The following is a 24,659-nucleotide window of genomic DNA, read 5'->3' on the forward strand; positions in this document are numbered from 1 at the left end:
CACCATGACCGACGCTGTTGCCTTTGACGCCGAACTCGATGCCAGCGGTCTCAATTGCCCGCTGCCCTTGCTCAAGGCCAAGCTGGAACTCAACCAACTGGCCAGCGGTGCCGTGCTCAAGGTCATCGCCACCGACGCTGGTTCCCAGCGAGATTTCCGCACCTTCGCCAGGCTGGCTGGCCACACACTGGTCCAGGAAGAAGAGGCTGCCGGTGTGTATCGCTACTGGTTGCGCAAGGCCTGATGGTCTTGTAAGCCCAGGTCAGGCCTTGTTCAGCGCCTGCGCCGCCGCCAGAACCGCGTCCACGTGCCCCGGTACTTTCACGCCGCGCCACTCCTGACGCAGTACACCTTCGCTGTCGATCAGAAAGGTGCTGCGATCCACGCCCAGGTATTCCTTGCCGTAGAGCTTCTTGAGCTTGATCACATCAAACAGCTGGCACACCGCCTCGTCCTTGTCGCTGATCAGCTCGAAGGGGAATGCCTGCTTGGCCCTGAAATTCTCATGAGACTTCACGCTGTCACGCGATACGCCAAACACCTCAGTGTTGGCGGCCCTGAACGCTTCATGTTGATCTCGAAAACCTTGGCCCTGAGTGGTGCAGCCCGGCGTGCTGTCCTTGGGGTAGAAGTAGATCACCACCTGTTTGCCCTTAAGGGCCGCAAGGCTGAAAGTCTGGCCGCTGGTGGCCTGGGCTTCGAAATCGGCTACTGGTGTGTCGATGGCTACCGGCATGGGTACGTCCTTACATGGGGTTCTGTGGGCGCCAAGGTTCGATCAGCGCGTCAAGGTTCAGGGCGTCGGCGAAGTCCAGGAACTGATCGCGCAGCCAACTGATTTGCACGCCGGCAGGCAACGTCACGGTGAAGGTCGCGTTGAGCATGGTGCCGCCTGTCTGGGGCGCCTGATAGGTGTCGCAGGTCAGGTTTTCCAGGTCGACGTTATGGTCGATAAAGAACTGGCACAACTCGTTGACGATGTCCGAGCGGTAGGCCGAGCTGACATACGCCACATAAGGCAGGGCCTGCGGGCGATTTTCCAGGGCGGCGCTGCGCACGACGTTGACGGTGAAATCGTGTTTCTTGGCCAGGCCCGGCAGGCTGGTCTCAAGACGCGCGAGGGCGTCCCAACTGCCGGAAATCTGCAGCACCAGCGCGCTGCACTCGCCATGGCGGGTCAGGCGCGAGGTCACCACGGCGCAGCGGTTCTCATGGCTGGCGCGGCACAGGACGTTGGTCAGCTCCATGGGGTTGGCGCCGAGGGCACTGATAACAAGGAATTGTTCGCGAACTGTGGGGGTGGACATGCAGCCTTCCTAAAGCGATGAGCGGTCGATACCGGCAGAGCTGTATCGATCAAAGGATCAAGGGTAGCGAAAACCATCGCCAAGGGCTAGGAGGTGGCGTTTTCATTGCGTGAACGACCTGCTTCAGGCGTTGCTTTGACACAATGATGGCATTGCCCATCGTTTAGTTGCGTCAGAACGCATCCTCGCACGGTACTTCGCTTGTACAAGCATCTTGGCGCCAGTACCATTACGGCTCTCTTTTTCCGGCAGGAGCGGTTGCATGATTGCGGGCAGTATGGTGGCACTGGTCACACCCATGGATGCACAAGGTCATCTCGACTGGGACAGCCTGGGCAAACTGGTGGACTTCCACCTGCAAGAAGGCACCAACGCCATCGTGGCCGTCGGCACCACCGGTGAGTCGGCCACCCTCGACGTGGAAGAACACATCCAGGTGATCGAGTTCGTGGTCAAGCGCGTTGCGGGCCGCATCGCCGTGATCGCCGGTACGGGCGCCAACTCGACGCGTGAAGCGATCGAATTGACCAGGAATGCCAAAAGGGCCGGCGCCGACGCCTGCCTGCTGGTGACGCCTTACTACAACAAGCCGACCCAGGAAGGCCTGTACCAGCACTTCAAAGCCATCGCCGAAGCCGTCCAGATCCCGCAGATCCTCTATAACGTACCGGGTCGTACCGCGTGCGATATGAAGGCCGAGACCGTGATTCGCCTGTCCACCGTGCCGAACATCATCGGCATCAAGGAAGCCACTGGCGACCTGCAACGCGCCAAGGACATCCTGGCCGGTGTCAGCAGCGACTTCCTGTTGTACTCCGGTGACGACGCCACTGCCGTGGAACTGATCCTGCTGGGCGGCAAAGGCAATATCAGCGTGACCGCCAACGTCGCCCCGCGTGCCATGAGCGACCTGTGCGCCGCCGCCATTGCCGGTGATGCCGTGACCGCACGCGCGATCCACGAGAAGCTGATGCCGCTCAACAAGACACTGTTTATCGAATCCAACCCTATTCCCGTGAAGTGGGCGCTGACTGAAATGGGCATGATGCCGGACGGTATCCGTCTGCCGCTCACCCGTCTCAGCGAAACCTTTCACGAACCGCTGCGACAGGCCCTGCGCCAGTCCGGCGTCCTGGTTTAATTGAGGAAGCACTACGCATGAAGCGATTGGCCGGACTTTCCGCACTTGCCTTGATTATCTCCAGCACCAGTGGCTGCGGTTGGGTATGGGGCCCGGAAGGCTACTTCCGTGACCGCGGCAGCGATTATCTTGAAGCGCAAGCCACCAAACCGATGCAACTGCCGCCTGACGTGAACGTGGCCAAGCGTCTCGACCCGCTGCTGCCGATTCCGCGCAATGTGGCCGACGACACCGTCAAGGGCGAGTACGTAGTGCCACGCCCGCAGCCGATCACGGCAGTGGCCGATGCCAGCGACTACAGTCTGCAAAAAAGCGGCGACAACCGCTGGATCGTGGCGCAGCGCCCACCTGCCGAAGTCTGGCCGGTGGCGGTGCAGTTCTTCCAGGACAACGGTTTTCGCATCGACGAGCAGCGCCCGCAAACCGGTGAGTTCACCACGGCGTGGCAGCAGGGCCGTGAGTTGTCCGCCAACATGGCCCAGCGCCTGCTGGCCGGCGGTGTAGCCGCCGACAGTGAAGCCCGTGTGCGTGTGCGCATCGAGCCAGGCGTACAGCGCAATACCAGTGAAGTGTATGTGGTCAGCGCCGAGCGCCCTGCCGGCAGCACGGCCAACGTCGATTTCACGCCGCGCTCGGTCAATACCGGTGTCGACGCCGCGCTGGTCGATGAGATGCTGGCCAGCATGAGCCGTATCTCCGAGAAGGGCGGCTCGGTTTCCCTGCTCGCCGCACGTGATTACGACACCCCTAGCCGCGTCAGCCTCACCGAAGATGGCAGCGGCAACGTGGTACTGAACCTGGGTGAAGACCTCGACCGTGCCTGGGCGAGCGTAGGTCGCGCGTTGGAGCAGGGCCCTTGGCGCGTTGAGGACATCAACCGCAGCCTGGGCCTGTACTACATCAACGTGGCTGAAAAGGCCGAGAAAAAAGATGACGAGCCAGGTTTCTTCGGCAAATTGTTCGGCAGCCAGCCGACCAAGGAAGAAGTCGAGACCCGCGCCGAGCGTTACCAGGTTCGTTTGAGCAAGGTTGGCGAGAGCGTGCAAGTCACCGTCGAGAAGAACATCAACACCGTCGCGCCGGCTGAAACAGCGCGCAAAGTGTTGGGCGTGATTCAGGACAACCTGGGCTGATCCGATGCGTTTTGCTGTTCTCGGTAGCGGTAGCCAAGGGAACGGCACGCTGGTCGCCCATGACGACACTTACATATTGGTAGATTGTGGTTTCTCGTTAAGGGAAACCGAGCGGCGCCTGCTGCGCCTGAGGGTTCACCCCGCGCAGCTGAGCGCGATCCTGGTGACCCACGAACATGCCGACCACGTGCATGGCGTGGGTTTGCTGTCTCGGCGCTACAATCTTCCGGTGTACTTGAGTCGCGGCACGTTGCGCGGGATGCGCAAACCCATTGAACCCGCAGGTTTCCTGGCCGGTGGCGAGCAACTGCAGATCGGTGCGCTGAGCATCAGTGTCGTCACAGTCGCTCACGACGCCCAGGAGCCGACGCAATATGTATTCAGCGACGGCGAGCGACGCCTGGGCGTGCTCACCGACCTGGGTTCCTACTGCGCGAAGGTGCTGGACGGTTACCGCGACCTCGATGCCTTGATGATCGAGTCCAACCACTGCCGAGACTTGCTGGCTCGTGGTCATTACCCCTACTTTCTCAAGCAGCGGGTGGGCGGCGAACTGGGCCATTTGAACAACCACCAGGCGGCGTACCTGGTGTATGAGTTGGGCTGGCAAGACCTGCAACATCTGGTCCTGGCTCACCTCAGCAGCAAGAACAACCTGCCGACGCTTGCCCGGCAATGTTTTGTCGACACCCTCGGGTGCGACCCGGACTGGCTGCAACTGGCCGATCAAGATTCAGGGCTCGACTGGCGCCACATCGCCTAGCCCACCTCACTCAAAGCGGAGCCCATCATGGAAAAACGTGAAGAACTCTACCGCGGCAAAGCCAAGTCGGTGTACAAGACCGATGACGCCAACCGCCTGATCCTGCTGTTTCGCAACGACACCTCGGCGTTCGACGGCAAGCGCATCGAACAGCTTGATCGCAAAGGCATGGTGAACAACAAGTTCAACGCCTTCATCATGCAGAAGCTCGAAGAAGCCGGCGTTCCGACCCAATTCGACAAACTGCTGGGCGATAACGAATGCCTGGTCAAGAAGCTCGACATGATCCCGGTCGAATGCGTCGTGCGCAACTACGCCGCCGGCAGCCTGGTCAAGCGCCTGGGTGTGGAAGAGGGCCTCAAGCTCAACCCGTACACCTTCGAACTGTTCCTGAAGGACGACGCCAAGGGCGACCCGTTCATCAACGAATCCCACGTCGTGGCGTTCGGCTGGGGTACCGCTGAACAATTGGCGCGCATGAAAGAGTTGTCCCTCAAGGTCAACGACGTGCTGAGCAAACTGTTCGACGACGCAGGCCTCTTGCTGGTGGACTTCAAGCTGGAGTTTGGCGTGTTCCACGACGGCTCCATCGTTCTGGGCGACGAATTCAGCCCGGACGGCTGCCGCCTGTGGGACAAGGACACCAAGAAGAAGATGGACAAAGACCGCTTCCGCCAGGGCCTCGGTGACGTGATCGAAGCCTACGAAGAAGTCGCCCAGCGCCTCGGCGTACCGCTTTAATCAACGCAAGCATCTGATAGCACGGAAAAAAATCGCTTCGGCGCTTTGCATCCTCGAATCATGCTGTTATGATGCGCGCCGTTGGAGAGATGCCAGAGTGGCCGAATGGGACGGATTCGAAATCCGTTGTACCTTCACCGGTACCTAGGGTTCGAATCCCTATCTCTCCGCCATTACATGAAAAAGCCCCGTAGCTGAATAAGCTACGGGGCTTTTCCGTTTGGGGCGTCTTTTGGGCTATCACCCCACGGTTAGCTCAAGCGGTCAGTCGCCTTCCGATACGCTTGATCATGCTCCCGCTTATCCACGGCCACCACGACGACGGTAATTTCCTGATCGATCACTTGATAGACCAGCCTGTAACCGCTACTGCGTAATTTGATCTTGTAGCAGTCAGGGAGTCCATGCAGGCGATTGGCTTCATTGCGGGGATTGTTCAGAATCTTCGCCAGCTTCTTCTTGAACTGCTGACGAAGGGTGTCGCCGAGTTTTTGCCATTCCTTCAATGCGCGCGCATCAAAATCAAGGCTATAGGTCATCTAACGAAACCTTCACTCGCTGGGGAGATGCCAAGCGTTCACGTACGGTGGCCATCAAGGCTTCATCTTCCTCCGTCATCAGCACAGGCTTAAATGGCAGCTGACCACGCTCGGCTACGTACTGCAGCGCCTGACGCATCAGCTCAGAGGGCGTGACGCCGAGCTTCTCCAATTCGAGGTAGGCGCGAGCTTTCAGGTCGTCATCAATACGAACGTTGATAGATGCCATGGGAAAGGTCCTCGTGTAATGACGTTGGTCATTACATTGAGTCAGATGCGTCCCTTTGGCAAGTCTGTCTGGACATACGGCAATCGCTTTCATTCGTTGACCCTACTTTTTTCCCTTCGGTTTTGCTGACGGCTTTTTATCCGTTTCCTTAACCGTCTCTCTTGGCCTTTTCTTTGCCTCACCCTCTGTCACGTATTCCCCTGTGACCGCATCTCGATATCTCGTTGGCATATAAGCTCCCTGGCAATAGTCGCCACGTCGGTGACCCTTTTGAGGCTAGCTCAGAGGCTTACGCACACAAGCTTCACGATGGTCATTCTCGTTACTGGGCTTTTCCAAAATAATTACTGACGATATGCAGGATAGGCAGTTTCCGAGCAGGGTTGCGTTGGCCGGGGCATCGACAATGGCCAGACGTTGGTGAGGGCAGTCCTTGAACGTGATTTCCCGGCGTCCAAATAACCACCAGCTCCTGAAACAAAAAAGCCTGCTGAACTCAACGCTCAGCAGGCTTTGTAGTGAGCGGGCTTGCCCCGCGCTGGGCTGCGCAGCGGCCCCAATAAAGACACCGCCGAGCCCCAGATAGAATCGAGTCGCCTGGTTTGGGGCGGCTTCGCCACCCAGCGCGGGGCAAGCCCGCTCACTACAGGGAGCATTTTCAGACTCTGAAAGTTGTGTGGATACCTATGCCAGTGGGCACCTGTCAGGCCGGCTGCACCACCAGGCGATTGCTGATGTTACGCCCCAGCACCAACACCGTGACAAAACCCACGCCCACCAGCGCCGTAGCCAGGCTCAATAACACCGAGGTGCCCAGGTGGTCGACGATCTGTCCACCAAAGAACGAGCCCAGCGCAATGATCACTTGGAACAGCGCAACGAACAGCGGCATGCCCCGTTCCACATCCTTGGGCGCAACCACGAACATCCAGATACTGGCGCACGCCGGGAAGGCGCCAAAGGCGAAGCCCCACAACGCGATCAGCATCGTGGCGCCGATCATGCCGGTGGCGAAGTAGGGGAACAGAGCGGTGCTGGTGCCGATCATCAGCGCGACCAGCAGCAGGGTGTGACGCACGCTGCGATTGGCGGCGAAACCGGCAAAAATATTGCCTGCGACACCGGCCACGCCAAACATCAGCAGCAGCGAACCGATTGTCGGCCCGTCGAAGCCGGCGCTGTTCTTGAAGAACGGCGCGACGTAGGTGTAGGCGGCAAAGTGCGCGAGGCCGATCAGCAAAACGGCGATCAGTCCGACCCGAGCGCGTGGGTTGATAAACAGCGCCGGCAGGTCACTGACCAGAATGGCCTTCTCCGGGTAGAGGCGGGGCAACAGGAAGACCTGTGCCAGCAGTACCGGCACGCCCAGCAGCGCGGTAACCAGAAAGGTCATGCGCCAGCCCATCAGGCCACTCAGCCAGGTGCCGACGGGCACGCCCAGTACGGTGGCGAGGGTGACGCCCATCATGATGATCGAGGTGGCTTTGGCGACGTCCACTCCCCTGGGCGCCAGGCGACCGCTGAGGGCGATGGCCGTCGCCCAGAAACCACCGATGCTGATGCCCAACAACACGCGGCCGAACAGCAGCAGGCTGAAGTCGCTGGCCAGGGACACGACCAGGTTGGCGATGATCATGACCAATGTCAGGCCGATCAGCAGATAGCGGCGATCCATCTTTCCAATGATCACGGACAGCAGCGGCGCGGCGAGGGCGGCCATGATGCCCGGCAGGGTCACCATCAGGCCCGCGTGGCCGGCGCTGATGCCGAGGTCGCTGGCAACGTCGTTGAGCACGCCCACCGGCAGAAACTCGCTGGTCACCAGGGCAAAGGCGCCCACAGCGACCGAAAGAATCGCCAGCCACTGCTGTTTGACACTTTGTTGATTATGTTCGGGAAGGCCGCGAGGGGCCTGGCTGGCATTTGGCATGGAGTTCAGTTCCGGGGTGAGCGTCGCCTGAAACCAGGCGAGGGGGAGGGAATTTGGAGCGATTATAGAAACCAGTGGTGGTAATTGAGCAGGCGCTCGGTTCGATAGTAATCATCAGTGCAATCGATGCGTCTGGATTCAGTCGTTACGACTATAGATTTCACGCATTTTTTACCGGCCGAATCAGGCTCTCGGCCGGAATTCCAAACATTTCATGCAGTTTCCAAATCATTGGCAAAGTGAGTGCGCGTTTTCCATTAAGCACTTCATAGACCCGGTTTTGGCGGCCAATGGCGGGCACCAGATCTGCTGCCGAAAGACCAGACTGTTCCATTCTGAAACGAATGGCGTCGATTGGGGTGGGCAGGTCAATCGGGAAGTGCTTGGCCTCATAGGCTTCAATCAGGGTGATCATCACGTCGAAGTAATCACCTTCTGGCGTACCGGGTTCCGGTTCGTCATCGAACAGCGGGGAGACTGACTTCAGTGCGTCTTTATAGTCTTGCTCGGTATGGATGGGGCGGATATTCATGGGTTACTCCGTTTCAACGGTGTCGGCGTCAATCGCGTCGTACTGCTTATGCGTACCGACGAACTTGATGTAGAGAGCGCCGTAGCGATAGGCCACTGCGACCACGAGCCGGTAGTCGTTGCCTTTTATATTGAAGACGACTCTGCGGCTCTTGAGGACGCTTGCATGACGAAACTGTTCCTTGATGTCAGCCGGGGTGGACCAGTCGGCGTTTTTTGCCTCATCTATCCAAGCCAGTAGCGATTGCTCGGCGTCCGGGTACTTGCGCCAAAAAGTTTTGAGTTGGCTGATCGCGATGATTCTCATGCGGAAATCCTAGTCCCATGATGGGACTTATGCAAGTTCGTATTATTGGTAACGGTTGTTTTTGGATAGCCGCCTTAGGTCAGAAAAGGTTTTGCCGCATAAGGAATCCCCGTTGTAACGGTGAAGGAATACGTTCCGAACCCAGTATTGCCCTCAAGTAGCTTTTTGCTCGTCAACAGGTCAAATAACTCCCTGATATTCATGACAATTAATTTCCCTTCCACTTACGCTCTAAAGTCCCGCCTGCGCAGGCCGAAACCCTCTCATACGACGTCATATCCCAATAAGAGATCCCCCCGAAATGTCCCTTCGCAACCTGTCCATCGCTCGCCGTGCAGGTCTGGGTTTCGCCCTGATCGCTTTGCTCGTGGCACTGCTGGGTTTCTTTGCCCTGTCGAACATGGCAACCATCCGCGCCAGTGCGGTACAGGTTGAAAGCGGGCTGGTGCCCAAGATGCGGCTGGTGGCGGACGTTCGCGAAATCATGCTGCGCATTCGGACGATCTCTTTGCGCATGGCACTGGACCCGAATCCGGCAAGCATTCCGCAATACCGCAGCCAGATGGACACTCGCAGCCAGGACCTGACTAAACGGCTGGCCGAACTCGATGCGGTGATCGATACCCCAGAAGTACGCGCGCTCTACGATCAGTTCCAGGGTTCGCTGCGTCAGTACCAACAGGGGCTGGCCCAATCCTTCGTGCTTGCCGACAAGCAGCAGGGTGCCGAGCTGAACAAGTTGCTGCTGGTGGACATGAAAACTGTAATCGATGGCTCCGGCACGCAGCTCAATGCCCTCGCGGACTACTACAACGCGCAGATCAACCAACAGGGCCAACTGGCCGAGTCGCAGTACAGCCGCTCGCGCACCATGGTGTTCGGCTTCGTACTTCTGGCCGCGTTGAGCACCGTGGCGCTGGCCTGGTTGCTGACGCGCAGCATTGTCGGGCCGCTGAGCCATGCGGTGCGGGCTGCCGAAAACGTGGCTCAAGGCGACCTGACCCAGACGGTGGACGTGACCGGTGACGACGAAGTGACGCGTCTGCTGGTTGCGCTCAAGACCATGCAGGCCAATCTGCGCGGGACCTTGCAGCTTATCCGTCAGTCGGCGGGGCAGATGGCCGCATCCGCCACCGACTTGAATGGCATCACCGACCAGAGCAGCCGCAGCCTGCAAAAGCAGACTGCCGAAATCGAACAGGCCGCTACTGCCGTCAACGAGATGACATCCGCAGCGGATGAAGTGGCGCGCAACGCAGTGTCCACCTCCGAATCCACGCGTGTTTCCAATGAAACGGCGCGTGAAGGCCAGCACCGTGTTGGCGAAACCGTCAGCGCCATCCAGGCCCTGAGCACCAACATAGGTGAAACCTCGACGTTGGTGCAGAACCTCGCCGAACAATCGCGTGACATCGGCAAGGTGCTCGATGTGATTCGCTCGATTGCCGAACAGACCAACCTGCTGGCGCTCAATGCCGCCATCGAAGCCGCGCGGGCCGGTGAGTCCGGGCGCGGCTTTGCGGTGGTTGCCGACGAAGTGCGCGCGCTGGCGCATCGGACCCAGCAATCGACCCTGGAAATCGACCAGATGGTCACCGCGATGCGCACAGGGTCGGATCACGCTCTGACCTCAATGCAGTCGAGCACCCAGCGCGCCACCGATACACTGGCCCTGGCCGAAGGGGCGGGTGGCGCGTTGAGCCAGATCACCGACTCCATCGATCAGATCCACCAACGTAACCTGGTGATTGCCAGCGCCGCCGAAGAGCAGGCGCAAGTCGCCAAGGAAGTCGACCGCAACATCGTCAACATTCGCGACTTGTCTGCCCAATCCTCATCCGGCGCCGGGCAGATCAACGGATCGAGTCGCGAGCTGGCGCAGTTGGCGGCTTCGCTGAACGAGGCGGTGGCGCGGTTTCGGCTGTAATCAGCAGCGCCTGGGAATCACTTCGCGTCCCACCCGTTCCCATACGATAATGCCTGCCACCTCGATCACCTTGGCCTGCCTTCCATGATCATCAATTTCGACCTCAACGACCTCCAGGCCTTCCGCGCCGTGGTAGACAAGGGCAGTTTTCGTGGGGCCGCCGAGGCCATCCGAATCTCGCAACCCGCGCTCAGCCGACGCATCGAAAAGCTCGAGTCGGCCCTGGATGTAAAGCTGTTCGAGCGCACCACACGGCGGGTCAGCCTGACCATGGTCGGCCGTGCATTCCTGCCTCAGGTCGAACGCATGCTCGACGACCTGGACATCGCCTTGATGGGCATCAGCAACGTCGCGTCCACGCGCATGGGCAATGTCACCATTGCCTGTGTGCCGTCTACTGCGTATTACTTCATGCCTCACGTCATCTCAGAGTTCCACAAGCTGTATCCGAAAATTCGCTTGCGGGTGCTGGATGCCAGTGCCGGTGAGGTGTGCAGCGCGGTGGAAAGTGGCGAGGCGGATTTTGGCGTGAGTTTCAGCGGCAGCCTGGCCGATGAAGTGGAGTTCGAGTTGTTGCTGCAGGAGCGCTATGTGCTGGCCTGTCGTCGTGACCACCCGTTGGCCGCACGCGAGAGCGTGACGTGGACCGAAGCCTACGAGCATGACTACATCAGCGTGGACAAAACCTCGGGCAACCGCTTCCTGCTGGACCAGGCCTTGCGCGGTGTGCGGGTGAAAAAGCCGAGTATCTGCGAGACCCACCATGTGACCACGATGATCGGGCTGGTGGAGGCGGGGCTGGGCGTGGCGATGGTGCCGTCGATTGCGATGCCGGCCTGCGAGCACCCGATTCTGGTGAGTGTGCCGCTGGTGGAGCCGCAGGTGATGCGCAATGTGGGGTTGATCAAGCGCCGCGGGCGGACATTGCCGCCAGCGGCGCTGGAGTTGGAGCGATTGGTGCGGGAGATGCCGTTTCGGTCAGCGTGACACCGAGTCCAGGCCGGTCGATTGCACCACCGGTTGAGCCTGGGGCGACGCCATGAACTGCAGCAGTGCCTTGGCCTCTTGCGGGTGTTCGGCGTTGACCGGAATGCCCGCCGCGAACCGCGTGACGGACTGCACGTCCTCCGGGATCTTGCCGACAAACGTCACGCCCTTGACCGGCAGCAATTCCGCCACCTGCTGCAGGCCGACTTCGTAGTCACCCCTGGCCACCTGTTCGCCCACCGGGACGCGTTCGATCATGGTGCCCTTGGCCGGCATGCCGAGCTTCTTGAACAGCTCCTTCTCGACATACACGCCGCTGGCGCTGTCCGAATACGCCACGGATTTTGCCTTGCTCAGCACCGCCTTGAGCTCGGCGTCAGTATTGATTGAAGGTTTTGCCGCGCCTTCCTTCACCACCAGGCCAATCCGCGAATCCGCCAGTTCGACGCGGGAGGCGGGGTCGACCTTGCCTTGTTTGATCAGCTCATCCAGGGCGTAGCCGACCATGATCACTACATCGGCATGTTCGCCACGGGCCAGGCGGTTGGGAATCGCTTCCGGGGCCTTGCCCATGGACGGGCCGAGGACAGTGTCGAGGGTGTCACCGCTTTGCTTGGCGTATTGCGGGCCGAGCAGTTTATAGGCGGCGGTGAAGCCGCCGGAGGTCATCACTGTGAGTTCCTCAGCCTGGGCTGACAGCGCCAGGGCGCCAAGGACCAGGGCGGTGAGGGTTTTGAACAGCGGCTTCATTGCACAGCCCCCTGCATGACCTGGCCCCGGGTGTTGGCGCGACGATACAGCGCCAGGGTGGAACACAGGGCGCACAGCGCAGCGAACATCATCCAGTAGGCGGGCGAAGCCTTGTCTTCGGTGATGTGAATGAACCAGGTCGAGATCGCGGGGGTGAAGCCGCCGAAGACGGCGGTCGCCAGGCTGTAGGCCAGGGAGAAACCCGCCACGCGCACTTCCACCGGCATGATTTCAGTCAGCGCCGGGATCATTGCACCGTTGTACATACCGTAGAGAAATGAGAACCACAGCAGGGTTTCCAGCATGTGTGCAAAGCTTGGCGCGTTGACCACGTAGGACAGTGCTGGATAAGCCGTGAGAACGGTCAGCACAGTCATGGCGATCAGTACCGGCTTGCGGCCGAAGCGGTCGCTCAGAATGCCGCCGATCGGGAGCCAGACAAAGTTCGACACGGCCACCAGCAACGTCACCAGCAGCGCGTCGGAGGTGCTCAATTGCAGCACGGTTTTGCCGAAGGTCGGTGCGTACACGGTAATCAGGTAGAACGCGGTGGTGGTCATGGCCACCATCAGCATGCCGCCGATGACCACGGTCCAGTTTTTCACCAGGGTGGCCATCACTTCACGCATGGTCGGGCGGTGCTTGCGCTTGGCGAACTCTTCGGTTTCCTGCAGGTTACGGCGCAGCACGAAGATAAACGGGATGATCACGCAACCCACGGCGAACGGAATGCGCCAGCCCCAGTCTGCAACGACCGCCGGCTCCATCCACACGTTCAAGCCATAGCCCAGCGCAGCGGCAACCACGATAGAGATCTGCTGGCTGCCCGACTGCCAGCTGGTGTAGAAGCCCTTGCGGCCCGGGGTGGCCATCTCGGACAGGTACACCGACACACCCCCCAGCTCGGCACCGGCCGAGAAGCCTTGCAACAGGCGACCCAACAGCACCAGCAGCGGTGCCCACAGGCCAATGGTGTGATAACCGGGCACCAGCACGATCAACAGTGTGCCGCTGGCCATGATCGACAGCGTGACGATCAAGCCTTTGCGACGACCCACGTCGTCGATGTAGGCACCCAGGATGATCGCGCCCAATGGCCGCATCAGGAAGCCTGCACCGAACACGGCGAAGGTCATCATTAACGAGGCAAATTCATTGGCGGCGGGAAAGAAGGCGGCAGCGATGTAGGTGGCATAGAACCCGAACAGGAAAAAATCGAACTGTTCGAGGAAGTTGCCCGAAGTAACGCGCAGTACGGCGCCTGCTTTCGAGGGGGCAGCCGCAGGCCGGGAAGGGCTAGTCATGGTTTTGTGTCTCCAGCGTTCTTTTTAAAGTGCTTGTTTCGCTTAAGACTTAGGATAGTGGCTGACACATTTAGAAATGATAAGTGACAAATTTGGATAGATTGATGCGTTCTGTTTATCAATTGAAAGGATCGTCCATAGGATTGCCTCTTTTCCACGACGCGATCCATAGAAGCCGATGCATCAACCGACATAGACGCCGCCCCATTGCCTTCCTAAACTGCGGCTTGTCTTGGGGAAGGGGCAGGCGCTGATGAATCGCAATGAACTACGCAAAGCCGATATCAATCTGATGGTGGTCTTCGAAGCGCTGATGCTTGAGCGCAATGTGACGCGGGTGGCGGAAAAGCTGTTTCTCGGCCAGCCGACCATCAGTTCGGCGCTCAATCGTCTGCGCACGCTCTTCAATGACCCGTTGTTCATTCGCGTGGGCCACCGCATGGAGCCCACCGCGCGCGCCGAGCAAATCATCCAGCACCTGTCACCGGCCCTGGATTCACTCTCGTCGGCCTTGAGCCTGACCCATGATTTCGACCCGTCCATCAGCACCATGACCTTTCGTATCGGCCTGTCCGATGACGTTGAGTTCGGCCTGCTGCCACCATTGCTGCGGGCGCTGCGCCAGGAAGCGCCGCAGGTGGTGTTCGTGGTGCAGCATGTGGATTACTGGCGCATTCCCGACCTGCTGGCCTCCGGCGATATCACCGTCGGCATCACCCAGACCCGTGGCCTGCCGGCCAATGCCAAGCGCAAGCTGCTGCGGCATATCCGGCCTTGCCTGTTGCGCGCCGATGCCTGCGACACACCGCTGACCCTCGACGAATATTGCGCGCGGCCCCATGTGCTGGTGTCCCACACCGCCAACGTGGCCGGGTTTGCCGATGAATGGCTGGCGGAGATCGGCCGCAAGCGCCACGTAGTGCTGTCGGTACCGCAATACAGCTCGCTGCCGGCGTTGCTCGCTGGTACTGACATGATCGCCAGCCTGCCGGACTATGCGGCGCAAGCCATGGCCGCCGGCGGTAACCTGTTCTGCGAGGCGTTTCCATTTGAGACCCCGACCCTGGACTTGTCGATGGTCTGGCTCAGCCACGTCGACACCGACCCGGCGGAACGCTGGATGCGCTCACGGTTGGAGGCGTTCATGAGTGATCGAGGGCTCGCGCTCCCGGTGTAAAGCCCGTGGTGTATATTCAAGACTCTTCCACAAAAAACTCGGAGAAACCCATGCCGCATCTGCACCTCGAATACACCGCCAACCTGACGCAACTGGACACCGACAAGGCTCTGTTGCGCCTCAACCATGCGCTGGTGGCTTCCGGTCAGTTTGGGGCCGAGTTCGACATCAAGAGCCGGGCGCTGAAAGTGGAGAACTTTCGTGTAGGCACCGGCTTGAATGAGCGGGGTTTTGTCGCGGCACGCCTGGCATTGCTCAGCGGGCGCTCGCCGCAGACCAAGCAGCAGCTGTCGCAAAGCCTGCTGGCGGTGCTGCAGGACCTGGGCCCGTGGCCCGAGGGTGTGCAGGTGCAACTGAGCGTTGAATTGCGCGACATGGATCGCGATGCCTACAGCAAAGTCGCGATTGGCTGACACCGCCTACAGAAGCCCCTGATCTGCACACACCTTGACGACTTGCTCGCGAAACCAGGTACTGGCGCTGTCCTGTTCGCTGGCCTGATTCCATTGCATGTCCAGGGTAAAGCCCGGCAAACCCTGCGGGGCTTCGCAACACCCATACGCCGGGGTCGACGCCAGCAGCTTTTGTACGCGGCGTGGCAGGGTCACGATGAAGTCGGTGCCGCTGATCATCTTCAACGCTGCGCTGTAGCTGTTGGCCCGCGCCACCACCTGGCGTTTGTGCGCCTGGCGCGCCAGCCAGCCGTCGATCATGTTGGTGGTGGACGTCCAGGGCGTGGGAAACACGTGGCGCCGCTCGACGAAGGCTTGCAGGCTGAACGCCGCTTCGCGCGGGGCCGAGCGTTTGTCGAAGACGCACACCAGGTCGTCTTCGAGCAGCATTTGGGTCTTGAAGTCTTTATGGGCGCGGTGAAAGTTCGGGCCGAAGCAGATCACCAGGTCCAGGCGGCCTTCGCGCAAGTCGTCGGCGGGAATGTCGGCTTCCAGTTTTTGCACATTGACGATCACCGGCAGGTCGGCGCGGTCGAAGTTTTTCAGCAGGCGCGGCAGGATCAGGTGTTCGAAGTATTCCGGGGCACACACATTGAAGGTCACGGTATCGCGGGTCGGATCGAAGGCCTGGCCACCGGCGTGGCACAGGTTGATGCTTTCGAGGATTTTCTGCACATGACCGTACATCGTCGTGGCTTTATACGTCGGACGCATGCCGGCTCGCGTGTTGATAAACAACTCGTCTTCAAAACTGGTGCGCAGTTTCTTCAGGCTGTAGCTGACGGTGGACTGACTGACGAACAGCGTTTCTGATACGTCGGTAACGCTGCTCTGGTCGTAGACAGCGACAAACACCATCAAGTCCTGCATATCGAGCTTTCTGAGCAAGTTACTGTTTAGCATCGGTTTCGTCCGTAAACCCTTTGTACCGAACTCAGTACAAGACTGAGCAAAATGTTAACGGAACGCTCGTACCAATAGAAAGCTCTGTAGGACTCTTCTATGTTTTGAGTGGGACAAATAGTGTTTACAACACGACCTCAGCGGATATGTCGTGCGTAGTGCGCCGGATTGAAGCGTGTAACCATCAGCAGCATCACCACCACCACAGCCGCCAATGCCCACCAGGCTCCTTCGAAGCTGCCCAACCGGTCGCGGATCATCCCGGCGATCAGTGGCGACAGGCCCGCGATCAGGTAGCCGATGCCTTGCACGAACGCGGTCAGGTCTCCGGCGCGGCGCGGGTTGTCGAGGTGGTCGAGGGACAGGATCAGGCTCATTGGAAACAGGCCACCGATACCCAGACCGAGCAGGCATGGCCACAGCAGGCTCAGGTGCCCGGGGCTGAGAATCAGGCCGCCGAAGCCGATGATGATCAGCACGAGCAATACCGCAACCACGCCGCGCTTGTCCCGGCGGCGATTGGCGATGGCGGGCGTTGCCAGGCCGGAGACCACTTCCATGGCGGTGAGCAAACCCAGCAGCAAGCCGGCATGCTGCTCACGCAAGCCCTGCTCGACGTAATACGGCGCCAGCCACGCCAGCACGCAGGTGTAGCACGCCGTGCCGAGGCCGAAAAACAGTGCGAGCAACCAGGCCCGGGGATTGCCGAAAAAGGATGCCCGCGGGCCGCTGTCGACCTGCGGCAAGGTGGGTGACGCCGAGCGCTGGGCGTACCAGAACAGCAGTGCCAGCGGTGCCAGCCCTGCCCACATCGCCAGGCCGATGCGCCAGCTGCCGGTGTGCTCTTGCACAAACGGCGCAAACGACGCAGCCAGTGCGGCGCCGCCCATGATTGCAGTGACATACAGGCCCATGAACACGGAAACGTTATCGCCCGAGCGCGACTTGATCAGCGTTGGCAGCAACGCCTGGATCAGCGCAATCCCGACGCCTGCCGCCATGGCGCTGACAATCAGCTCGAGCGCCGAATCCAGCCACAACCGCGACAGCGTCGCCGCGCCAATCACCAGCAGGGAGATCACGACACTGCGGTACTCGCCAAAGCGCTTGGCCACGCCCATGCCAAAGAACATCGCCAGGCCCATGCTCATGACGGGCAGCATGGTCAGCAACGCCGCTCTGCTGAAATTGAGCGGCACATCGGCGCGGATCGACGACAGCAAGGGCCCCACGGCCGCCATCGACGGGCGCAGGTTAAGGGCGACCAGCACCACACTGATCATCAGCCACGCGGCGGTGGCGGGTTTTTCCTGAACGTTTTCCATGGGCCTGCCTTGGGTGAACAAGGGCGAATCAGGCCATGGGTGGGAGAGGGTGGGCAAATGAGAAAGTCATTGGCGCTATTGAAAAATTGCAGGCGCCGGATACGGCAAAATTCAAATGTGGGAGGGGACAAGCCTTAAGGCTTTTGTAGGAGCGAGCTTGCTCGCGAAAAACGTCAACGATAACGCGTGCCTTCTGAATGGACGCGGTGCCTGTGAGTTTTTCGCGAGCAAGCTCGCTCCTACAGACTGGCATCAGGGCTTGCTCCCGATGTATCAGTAGCCCACGGTAAAGCGCTGACGCGAGTGCTTCGGCGTTTCCACTTCGTCGATCATGGCGATGGCGAAGTCGGCAAAACTGATCGAGCTGTTACCGTCATTGCTCACCAGCAAATGATCCTGGCCCAGGCGGAATTGACCGGTGCGCTCGGTGCCATCGAACAGGGCCGACGGCGACAGAAAGGTCCAATCCAGTTCCTGCTCTTGACGCAGCACGTCGAGAAACGCCGCTCCTGCGCTGGCTTCAGTTTTGTATTCTGCCGGGAAGTCCGGGCTGTCGATCACGCGGCTGCCGTCCGGCAACAGCAACGAACCGGCGCCACCCACCACCAACAGGCGTTTTACTCCGGCCTTCTTGACCGGGCCGATCACGGCGCTGGCGGGCAAGGTGGCAAAGTGCGCGGCACTGATTACCACATCGCTGCCGCTGATGGCCTGTTGCAGGGCCTCGGCATCCAGCGCATCCAGTTGTTTGACCGTGACGTCCGAGCGTACGGCCAGTTTTTCGGTATTGCGCGCGATGGCGGTGACGGTATGCCCGCGGCGCAGCGCTTCTTCCAGCAGTTGGCTACCGGCACGGCCGGTGGCACCAATGATTGCGATCTTGCTCATGACGTTCTCCAGTAAAGGTCAGGGTTTAAAACCAGTCACCACTTCATTTCGCCCTTGGCGACTTTGGCGCTCAACTCCAGCGAGCTCTCGTCGGCGAGGTTCGGGTAACGCTTTTTCATGGCCGCGATCAGGGCAGCGGAATCCTTGGCCTTGGCGGTTTCGATGTCGAAGGCCTTGATGTAGTCGGCGGTAAACGCGACCGAAGCAGGCGATGGAGTGCCCAGGTAGTGGCCCGGGATCACGGTGGTCGGCTTCAGGTCTTCAATACGTTGCAGGGTGGCAAGCCAATCCTTGTGGGACTGTGCGGTCTGGGTATCGGCCATCCACACGTGGATGTTTTGCGCGACCACTACGCCACCGACCACGGCCTTGATCGATGGAATCCATACAAAACTGCGATCCGGCTGCGGGCCGTCCAGGCCGATGACTTCCAGTTGCTGTCCTTCCAACGTCAGGCTGTGGCCCTCAAGCACTTGCGGCACGAGGGTTCTTGCCGGTTTGTCGGCGCCCATTTTCGGGCCCCAGAACGCCAGTTTGCCGGCGACGGTGGCGTTGATATGGTCGACCACCGGCTGTGGCGCCAGCACTTTCGCGTCGGGGAAGGCGGCGGTCAGGGTGTCGAGGCCGAAGTAGTAGTCCGGGTCGCCGTGGCTGATGTAGATGGTGGTCAGGTGCTTGCCGCTGGCGCGGATTTTCTGCACCAGTTGCTCGGCCTGGCCCTTGCCGAATTGCGCGTCCACCAGGATCGCATCCCTGGCGCCGCTGACCAGCACCGAGCTGACCGGGAAGATCGCGGCCTCGCCTGGGTTGTATACGTCAAGTTTCAAATCTGCCGCCATGGCATGAGCGGTAAAGGCCAGGGCGGCAGTCGCCAGGGTCAAGCGTTTGAAGGTCGAGAACATCGGGCAGCTCCTGCCATCGCTAAGGGTGGACAGAGCTTAGTTGCATAAAACGCTACAAAAAATGCGATGCTGGAACATAGTTTGTTTCTGAAAGTGGGCAAATCATGGATCGTCTTCAAGCAATGCGCGTGTTTGTCACCGTGGTGGACCTGGGCAGCCAATCCGCCGCCGCCGATCATCTGGACCTGTCGCGCCCGGTTGTCTCGCGTTACCTGGCCGAGCTGGAGGATTGGGTCGGCGCACGCCTGCTGCACCGCACCACGCGCAAGCTCAGCCTCACTGCCGCCGGCGGTGAAGTCCTGCCGCGTTGCCGGCAGTTGCTGGAACTGTGCGGTGATATGCAGGCCGCCGTCAGCGAGCCCGATGAAACCCCGCGTGGCCTGTTGCGCCTGAGTGTCAGCACTTCGTTCGGCCAGGCGCAGTTGGGCGCCGCCATTGCCGAGTACGTCAAACGCTACCCGCTGGTGACAGTCGACCTGCAGATGCTCGACCGCACGGTGAACCTGGTGGATGAGCGCATCGACCTGGCGATTCGCACCAGCAATGACCTGGATCCGAACCTGATCGCCCGACGCCTGACCGTGTGCCGCTCGGTGGTGTGCGCCTCGCCGGCTTATCTGCTGGAGCACCCGGCACCGCAGAAAGTCGAAGACCTGGCGCGGCACAACTGCCTGACCCATTCCTACTTCGGCAAGAGCCTGTGGCATTTTGAAGAACACGGCGAGCATGTGTCGGTGCCGGTCCACGGCAATATCACCGCCAATGAGGCCAGTACGCTATTGCGGATAACGCTGGCCGGGGCAGGGGTGGCGATGTTGCCCAGTTACCAGGCCGGTGACCTGATCCGCAGCGGCGAACTGGTGCGCCTGCTGCCTGAGGCCGAGCCACGGCAGATGAATATCTACGCGGTATACGCCTCGCGCAAGCACATGCCCTCGGCGTTGCGCAGCCTGCTGGATTTCCTGGTGGTGCGGTTTCCCGAGCAGCCTGTTTGGGATGCGGATCTCTGAGCGATATAAGCGCGTTGAATGGCCTGTAATCATGGCAACTTGCCCTAACTGACCTATGCTTTAAACAGCACCCTGTAGATGCGTTCAGAGGTCTGTGCCATGAGCATCAAAACCAGAAAATACCTGACGATTTTCAGCTTGTGCGCCTTGGCTACTGCGCTGTATGGCACAGCCGCCTATCGCGTCGAGCAGACGCGAATGCAGCCGGCGGCGTTCGCCATCAGTTGCCACCAAAACCATTGCGTCCCGCACACCGGCAGTTTCAGCGCCCTGCGTTGATTCTCAAAGCGCCGCAAATCACTATGGGAGTGGGCGTGCCCCAATGCCAGTCTGTAGGAGCGAGCTTGCTCGCGAAAAACGTCAACGATAACGCGTGCTTCCTGAATGAACGCGGTGCCTGTGAGTTTTTCGCGAGCAAGCTCGCTCCTACAGTATCAGGGCTTGCCCCCTCCCACATTCAGTTCTGCTTCAGCTGCTCGCGAAACGCCTTTGGCGAAAATCCCACCCGGCGGCGAAACAGCCGCGAGAAGTTGGTCGGGTCTGAAAACCCCAGCACTTCGGACATTTCATTGATGGTCATGCTGGTGTAGGTCAGCAAACGCTTGGCCTCCAGCAACTGGCGGTCGTGCATGATCTGCAGGGCCGGCTGCCCGCCCAACTCCCGACACGTCCCATTCAGATGTGAGACCGAGATGCCCAGTTTGTGGGCCAGGTCTTCAATCTTGGGGTGCTCGCGGTAATGCTGTTCGACCAGTTGGGTAAACCGCCGGAAATACTCCCGGTTGCGGGGTGTCCTGGGGTGGCGGCGCTGGATCGCCTGGCGGCTGACCCATACCAGCAGCACGCTGACCAGGGCGTGCATCATCATGTCCCGTGCCGGTTGTTCATCGGCGTATTCGTCCTGCAATCGGGCGAACAGGTTGTTGAGGTAGTCGCTGTCCTTGCCCGCCGGGTAGTTGCCGAGGGAGTGCAGGCCGTCGACGGTGCTGCCCAATTGCGCTTGTAAATGGCCGACCAGGGGCGCGGAGAGGGTTACCACATAACCTTCGACATCTTCGGAAAAGCGAAAACCGTGCACACACAGTGGCGGCAGCACTTGCAGGCTCGCTTCGTTGAGCGTGGTGCGCTGGCCTTCGATTTCCAGGTGTGCCTGGCCTTTATGCACATAAAGCAACTGGCACAGGTCCGCGTGCCGGTGGGGCTGGATCTCCCACTGGTATTCCCGGCTGCGCCGGGAAATGGTTTCGCAGTGCAACAAATCGGGAGTCGGCCACTGTTGGCTTTCCCCGTAAAGCTTGAAGACCGGAATCGCGGTGTTGGTCATGTTTTCAATCCGATACTCAGGATAGTGGTTCGGTAATCGCCCCGATTGGCAAAAAGTGCAGGCTTTGAAGCAGTTTTCACCTTCTTATGCTGCTCGCTCACGTGAAAAATGTCAGCCACACGTCCAATGACAACTCTTTCACTCGTTCGGTTCGGGTGATGCCAGCAGGCCATAACAATAATGAAAACGCTGAAAACCCAAGTCGCCATTATTGGCGCCGGTCCGTCCGGACTGCTGCTCGGTCAACTGCTGCACAATGCGGGCATTCAGACCCTCGTCCTGGAGCGCCAGAGCGCCGATCACGTGCAGGGCCGCATCCGTGCAGGCGTGCTCGAGCAAGGCATGGTCGATCTGCTGCGCGAGGCCGGCGTCAGCCGACGTATGGACGCCGAGGGCCTGGTGCATGACGGCTTCGCCCTGGCGCGCGATGGCCGACTCACGCACATCGACCTCAAGGCGCTGAGCGGTGGCCGGTCAGTGATGATCTACGGCCAGACCGAAGTCACCCGCGATCTGATGGCAGCCCGTGCGGCTGCCGGCGCCACGACCTTCTATGAAGCCTCGAACGTGCAGCCCCATGACCTCAAACGTGATCAACCCTGGCTGACCTTCGAGCATCAGGGCCAGGCCTTTCGCCTGGAGTGCGACTACGTCGCGGGTTGTGACGGCTTTCATGGCGTGGCCCGTCGGTCGATTCCACCCGAGGCGCTGCAGGTGTTCGAGCGCGTCTACCCCTTCGGCTGGCTGGGCGTGCTTGCCGATACGCCGCCGGTGCACCCGGAGCTGGTGTACGCCACGCACCCGCGCGGGTTTGCGCTGTGCAGCATGCGTTCGCTGACCCGCAGCCGTTACTACTTGCAGGTCTCCGCGCAGGAGCCGTTGGCCGACTGGTCGGACGAGCGCTTCTGGGCTGAGCTCAAGACTCGTCTGCCGGCCGACCTGGCTGAACAACTGGTCACCGGCCCGGCGATTGAAAAAAGCATCGCACCGCTGCGCAGCTTCGTGGTGGAGCCCATGCAGTACGGGCGCCTGTTTCTGCTCGGCGATGCCGCGCATATCGTGCCGCCCACCGGGGCCAAGGGCTTGAACCTGGCGGCCAGCGATGTGAGCACATTGTTTCGAATCTTGCTCAAGGTGTACGGCGAGGGGCGCGTGGACTTGCTTGAGCGCTACTCTGCCATCTGCCTGCGGCGGGTGTGGAAGGCCGAACGGTTTTCCTGGTGGATGACCTCGATGCTGCATCAGTTTCCCCAGGCGGACGGCTTCACTCAGCGCATTGCCGAGAGCGAGCTGGATTACTTCATGGGTTCCGAGGCCGGGCGCACAACCATCGCGGAAAATTACGTCGGGCTTCCTTACGAGGCTATCGAATAGCCTGCTATCGTATTCAGCATTTGCGCAGGCTGCCGTTGCCTGCGGGCCCTGCTCGAAGGTTCTGCCGTGACCCCTCTCAATCAGCCCACTCCCACCGTTCCTGCCGTGCGCAGCATTCTCGCTGCGCTGATGCTGGCGATCTTTCTTGGCGCCCTGGACCAGACCATTGTCGCCGTGTCGATGCCGGCCATTTCCGCGCAGTTCCATGACGTCAACCTGCTGGCCTGGGTGATCTCCGGCTACATGGTGGCGATGACGGTGGCAGTGCCGATCTACGGCAAGCTCGGTGACCTGTATGGGCGGCGGCCGATGATGCTGATCGGCATGGGCGTGTTCACCGTCGCCTCGCTGTTCTGCGGCCTGGCGCACAGCATGGAGCAACTGGTGCTGGCGCGGATTATCCAGGGCATCGGTGCCGGCGGCATGATTTCGGTGAGCCAGGCGATCATCGGCGACATCATCGCGCCCCGTGAGCGCGGGCGTTACCAGGGCTACTTCAGCAGCATGTACGCGGTGGCCAGCGTTGCCGGGCCGGTGCTGGGCGGTTATATGACCGAGTACCTGTCCTGGCGCTGGGTGTTTTTGATCAACCTGCCGTTGGGCGCGGTCGCCTGGTATGTGGCCCATCGCACCCTGGTGGGGTTGCCGGTGCCGCAGCGCAAGCCGGTCATCGATTATCTGGGCACCGTGCTGATGATCATCGGCCTGACCGCCTTGTTGCTCGGCATCACCCAAATCGGCCAGGGCCATGCATGGCGTGACGACCAGGTGCTCGGGCTGCTGGCCTGTGCGCTGTTGGCGTTGAGCCTGTTCGTCTGGCATGAACGCCGCGCGCGCGAGCCGCTGTTGCCTATGCACCTGTTCGTCAATCGCAGTGCGGTGTTGTGCTGGTGTACGATTTTCATCACCAGCTTCCAGGCGATTTCCCTGACGGTGCTGATGCCTTTGCGTTACCAGACCGTGACCGGTGCCGGCGCCGACAGCGCGGCCCTGCACCTGCTGCCCCTGGCGATGGGCTTGCCGATGGGCGCTTATTTCGCCGGGCGCATGACGTCAGTGACCGGCCGTTATAAACCGATGATCCTCAGTGGCGCCGTGTTGAGTCCCCTGGCGATTCTCGGCATGGCCTTCAGCGCGCCCCAGGCCGTCGGGCTGACCTCGCTGTTCATGCTGCTGTGCGGGATCGCCGCGGGCATGCAGTTCCCGACCTCGTTGGTGGGCACACAGAACTCGGTGGAGCAGCGCGATATTGGGGTGGCGACAAGCACCACCAACCTGTTCCGTTCCCTGGGCGGGGCGGTCGGGGTGGCGTGTATGTCGGCGTTGCTGTTGGCGTTGTTACAGGATGCAAGTTTTGTCCACTTGGCCAGTGGTGCGCTGGTGAGCGAGGGTCGTTCCGGTAACGTGCTGCTTGATGGGCTCAATGCCGCGCCGGGGGGCGCACGGGATGCGTTGCGGGGGGAGTTGGCGGTGACGTTTCGGCATTTGCTGATGGTCAGTGCGGGGGTGTCGGTGTTGGGGTTGGCGGCGGCCATTGCGATGCCTGATCGGGTGTTGCGGGGGCGTTAGCGCGACGGCTTTAAAGCCGACCGGTATCTTTTGCCGATCCTGGTCCAAAGGTGGGAGGGGGCCCCCGATGAGGGAGGGTCAGTGAGTGCATCAGGGACTGGCACACCGCAATCGGGGGCAAGCCCCCTCCCACACAAAGCCGACAG

General features: G+C 60.4%; 27 protein-coding genes and 1 tRNA gene. 14 read left to right on the top strand and 14 right to left on the bottom strand.

What is annotated here, in order from left to right:
• Positions 1-4: 4 nt before the first annotated feature.
• The gene (locus MRY17_RS06970; protein WP_124426197.1) at positions 5-244 is read left to right on the top strand and encodes a sulfurtransferase TusA family protein; all 240 of its coding nucleotides are present in this window, start codon (positions 5-7) and stop codon (positions 242-244) included.
• Between the two features lie 18 nt (positions 245-262).
• Here MRY17_RS06970 and MRY17_RS06975 read toward each other — a convergent pair whose 3' ends face one another.
• Positions 263-736, bottom strand: coding sequence for a peroxiredoxin (locus tag MRY17_RS06975; RefSeq protein ID WP_181283935.1), 474 nt, complete (start codon positions 734-736; stop codon positions 263-265).
• Between the two features lie 10 nt (positions 737-746).
• Positions 747-1,307, bottom strand: a complete 561-nt coding sequence (locus MRY17_RS06980) for a glycine cleavage system protein R (protein WP_181283936.1) — start codon at positions 1,305-1,307, stop codon at positions 747-749.
• 262 nt (positions 1,308-1,569) lie between these two features.
• Between MRY17_RS06980 and dapA the strand changes: the two genes are divergently transcribed.
• The 5 genes from dapA (at position 1,570) to MRY17_RS07005 (ending at position 5,258) form a co-directional block, all read left to right on the top strand.
• A complete protein-coding gene (gene dapA / locus MRY17_RS06985) occupies positions 1,570-2,448 on the top strand; it encodes a 4-hydroxy-tetrahydrodipicolinate synthase (RefSeq protein ID WP_181283937.1) in 879 nt (292 codons plus the stop codon).
• A 17-nt stretch (positions 2,449-2,465) separates the two neighbouring features.
• Complete coding sequence (gene bamC / locus MRY17_RS06990; RefSeq protein ID WP_181283938.1) at positions 2,466-3,581, top strand: outer membrane protein assembly factor BamC; 1,116 nt, start codon at positions 2,466-2,468, stop codon at positions 3,579-3,581.
• A 4-nt stretch (positions 3,582-3,585) separates the two neighbouring features.
• Positions 3,586-4,344, top strand: coding sequence for an MBL fold metallo-hydrolase (locus tag MRY17_RS06995; RefSeq protein WP_243353482.1), 759 nt, complete (start codon positions 3,586-3,588; stop codon positions 4,342-4,344).
• 27 nt (positions 4,345-4,371) lie between these two features.
• Positions 4,372-5,085: a phosphoribosylaminoimidazolesuccinocarboxamide synthase gene (gene purC / locus MRY17_RS07000; RefSeq protein ID WP_057723050.1), complete on the top strand. Its 714-nt coding sequence runs from the start codon at positions 4,372-4,374 to the stop codon at positions 5,083-5,085.
• Between the two features lie 83 nt (positions 5,086-5,168).
• A tRNA-Ser gene (locus tag MRY17_RS07005) sits at positions 5,169-5,258 on the top strand.
• Positions 5,259-5,336: 78 nt separating this feature from the next.
• Here the strand turns inward: MRY17_RS07005 and MRY17_RS07010 are convergent.
• The 5 genes from MRY17_RS07010 to MRY17_RS07030 form a co-directional block, all read right to left on the bottom strand.
• Complete coding sequence (locus MRY17_RS07010; RefSeq protein ID WP_181283940.1) at positions 5,337-5,624, bottom strand: type II toxin-antitoxin system RelE family toxin; 288 nt, start codon at positions 5,622-5,624, stop codon at positions 5,337-5,339.
• Positions 5,614-5,853 (bottom strand): type II toxin-antitoxin system RelB/DinJ family antitoxin, encoded by a 240-nt coding sequence (locus tag MRY17_RS07015; protein ID WP_057723048.1) that lies wholly within the window; start codon positions 5,851-5,853, stop codon positions 5,614-5,616. Before MRY17_RS07015 ends, MRY17_RS07010 begins: the two co-directional genes overlap by 11 nt.
• Before the next feature lie 703 nt (positions 5,854-6,556).
• Positions 6,557-7,783 (bottom strand): MFS transporter, encoded by a 1,227-nt coding sequence (locus MRY17_RS07020; RefSeq protein WP_181283941.1) that lies wholly within the window; start codon positions 7,781-7,783, stop codon positions 6,557-6,559.
• 160 nt (positions 7,784-7,943) lie between these two features.
• On the bottom strand, positions 7,944-8,315 hold the full coding sequence (locus MRY17_RS07025) for a helix-turn-helix domain-containing protein (protein ID WP_124357461.1): 372 nt from the start codon (positions 8,313-8,315) through the stop codon (positions 7,944-7,946).
• Between the two features lie 3 nt (positions 8,316-8,318).
• Entirely contained in the window at positions 8,319-8,621 is a 303-nt protein-coding gene (locus tag MRY17_RS07030; RefSeq protein WP_057723044.1) for a type II toxin-antitoxin system HigB family toxin, read from the bottom strand.
• A 301-nt stretch (positions 8,622-8,922) separates the two neighbouring features.
• On the opposite strand from MRY17_RS07030, the gene MRY17_RS07035 reads away from it, so the two are divergent.
• Both MRY17_RS07035 and MRY17_RS07040 read left to right on the top strand, forming a co-directional pair.
• Complete coding sequence (locus tag MRY17_RS07035; RefSeq protein WP_191951408.1) at positions 8,923-10,548, top strand: methyl-accepting chemotaxis protein; 1,626 nt, start codon at positions 8,923-8,925, stop codon at positions 10,546-10,548.
• 84 nt (positions 10,549-10,632) lie between these two features.
• On the top strand, positions 10,633-11,535 hold the full coding sequence (locus MRY17_RS07040; protein ID WP_104505247.1) for a LysR family transcriptional regulator: 903 nt from the start codon (positions 10,633-10,635) through the stop codon (positions 11,533-11,535).
• Here the strand turns inward: MRY17_RS07040 and MRY17_RS07045 are convergent.
• Both MRY17_RS07045 and MRY17_RS07050 read right to left on the bottom strand, forming a co-directional pair.
• Entirely contained in the window at positions 11,527-12,285 is a 759-nt protein-coding gene (locus tag MRY17_RS07045) for a substrate-binding domain-containing protein (RefSeq protein WP_181283944.1), read from the bottom strand. The genes MRY17_RS07040 and MRY17_RS07045 overlap by 9 nt on opposite strands.
• Positions 12,282-13,589, bottom strand: a complete 1,308-nt coding sequence (locus tag MRY17_RS07050) for an MFS transporter (protein ID WP_181283945.1) — start codon at positions 13,587-13,589, stop codon at positions 12,282-12,284. The genes MRY17_RS07045 and MRY17_RS07050 overlap by 4 nt, the downstream gene beginning before the upstream one ends.
• A gap of 253 nt (positions 13,590-13,842) precedes the next feature.
• Here MRY17_RS07050 and MRY17_RS07055 point away from each other — a divergent pair, with 253 nt between their 5' ends.
• Together MRY17_RS07055 and MRY17_RS07060 are read left to right on the top strand one after the other, a co-directional pair.
• Positions 13,843-14,766 carry a LysR substrate-binding domain-containing protein gene (locus MRY17_RS07055; RefSeq protein ID WP_124422777.1) on the top strand — a complete coding sequence of 308 codons (924 nt, stop codon included), beginning with the start codon at positions 13,843-13,845 and terminating at the stop codon, positions 14,764-14,766.
• A gap of 50 nt (positions 14,767-14,816) precedes the next feature.
• The gene (locus MRY17_RS07060; RefSeq protein ID WP_057723034.1) at positions 14,817-15,179 is read left to right on the top strand and encodes a 5-carboxymethyl-2-hydroxymuconate Delta-isomerase; all 363 of its coding nucleotides are present in this window, start codon (positions 14,817-14,819) and stop codon (positions 15,177-15,179) included.
• A gap of 6 nt (positions 15,180-15,185) precedes the next feature.
• Here MRY17_RS07060 and MRY17_RS07065 read toward each other — a convergent pair whose 3' ends face one another.
• The 4 genes from MRY17_RS07065 to MRY17_RS07080 form a co-directional block, all read right to left on the bottom strand.
• The gene (locus MRY17_RS07065; RefSeq protein ID WP_243353483.1) at positions 15,186-16,121 is read right to left on the bottom strand and encodes a LysR family transcriptional regulator; all 936 of its coding nucleotides are present in this window, start codon (positions 16,119-16,121) and stop codon (positions 15,186-15,188) included.
• A 137-nt stretch (positions 16,122-16,258) separates the two neighbouring features.
• Positions 16,259-17,446: a cyanate transporter gene (locus MRY17_RS07070; RefSeq protein WP_243353484.1), complete on the bottom strand. Its 1,188-nt coding sequence runs from the start codon at positions 17,444-17,446 to the stop codon at positions 16,259-16,261.
• A gap of 273 nt (positions 17,447-17,719) precedes the next feature.
• Positions 17,720-18,334: an NAD(P)-dependent oxidoreductase gene (locus tag MRY17_RS07075; RefSeq protein WP_181283522.1), complete on the bottom strand. Its 615-nt coding sequence runs from the start codon at positions 18,332-18,334 to the stop codon at positions 17,720-17,722.
• Between the two features lie 35 nt (positions 18,335-18,369).
• Positions 18,370-19,236 (bottom strand): MBL fold metallo-hydrolase, encoded by an 867-nt coding sequence (locus MRY17_RS07080; protein ID WP_243353485.1) that lies wholly within the window; start codon positions 19,234-19,236, stop codon positions 18,370-18,372.
• Positions 19,237-19,340: 104 nt separating this feature from the next.
• Here MRY17_RS07080 and MRY17_RS07085 point away from each other — a divergent pair, with 104 nt between their 5' ends.
• Positions 19,341-20,246, top strand: a complete 906-nt coding sequence (locus MRY17_RS07085) for a LysR family transcriptional regulator (protein WP_191951404.1) — start codon at positions 19,341-19,343, stop codon at positions 20,244-20,246.
• A 99-nt stretch (positions 20,247-20,345) separates the two neighbouring features.
• Positions 20,346-20,525: a hypothetical protein gene (locus MRY17_RS07090; RefSeq protein WP_181283525.1), complete on the top strand. Its 180-nt coding sequence runs from the start codon at positions 20,346-20,348 to the stop codon at positions 20,523-20,525.
• A 178-nt stretch (positions 20,526-20,703) separates the two neighbouring features.
• On the opposite strand, the gene MRY17_RS07095 is transcribed toward MRY17_RS07090, so the two are convergent.
• Complete coding sequence (locus MRY17_RS07095; RefSeq protein WP_181284006.1) at positions 20,704-21,570, bottom strand: helix-turn-helix domain-containing protein; 867 nt, start codon at positions 21,568-21,570, stop codon at positions 20,704-20,706.
• Positions 21,571-21,750: 180 nt separating this feature from the next.
• Between MRY17_RS07095 and pobA the strand changes: the two genes are divergently transcribed.
• Together pobA and MRY17_RS07105 are read left to right on the top strand one after the other, a co-directional pair.
• Positions 21,751-22,944: a 4-hydroxybenzoate 3-monooxygenase gene (gene pobA, locus MRY17_RS07100; protein ID WP_243353486.1), complete on the top strand. Its 1,194-nt coding sequence runs from the start codon at positions 21,751-21,753 to the stop codon at positions 22,942-22,944.
• A gap of 66 nt (positions 22,945-23,010) precedes the next feature.
• Complete coding sequence (locus MRY17_RS07105) at positions 23,011-24,513, top strand: MDR family MFS transporter (RefSeq protein ID WP_243353487.1); 1,503 nt, start codon at positions 23,011-23,013, stop codon at positions 24,511-24,513.
• The last annotated feature ends 146 nt before the right edge of the window (positions 24,514-24,659 follow it).

The sequence above is a fragment of the Pseudomonas orientalis genome, assembly GCF_022807995.1.
Classification (GTDB): Bacteria; Pseudomonadota; Gammaproteobacteria; order Pseudomonadales; family Pseudomonadaceae; genus Aquipseudomonas; species Aquipseudomonas orientalis_B.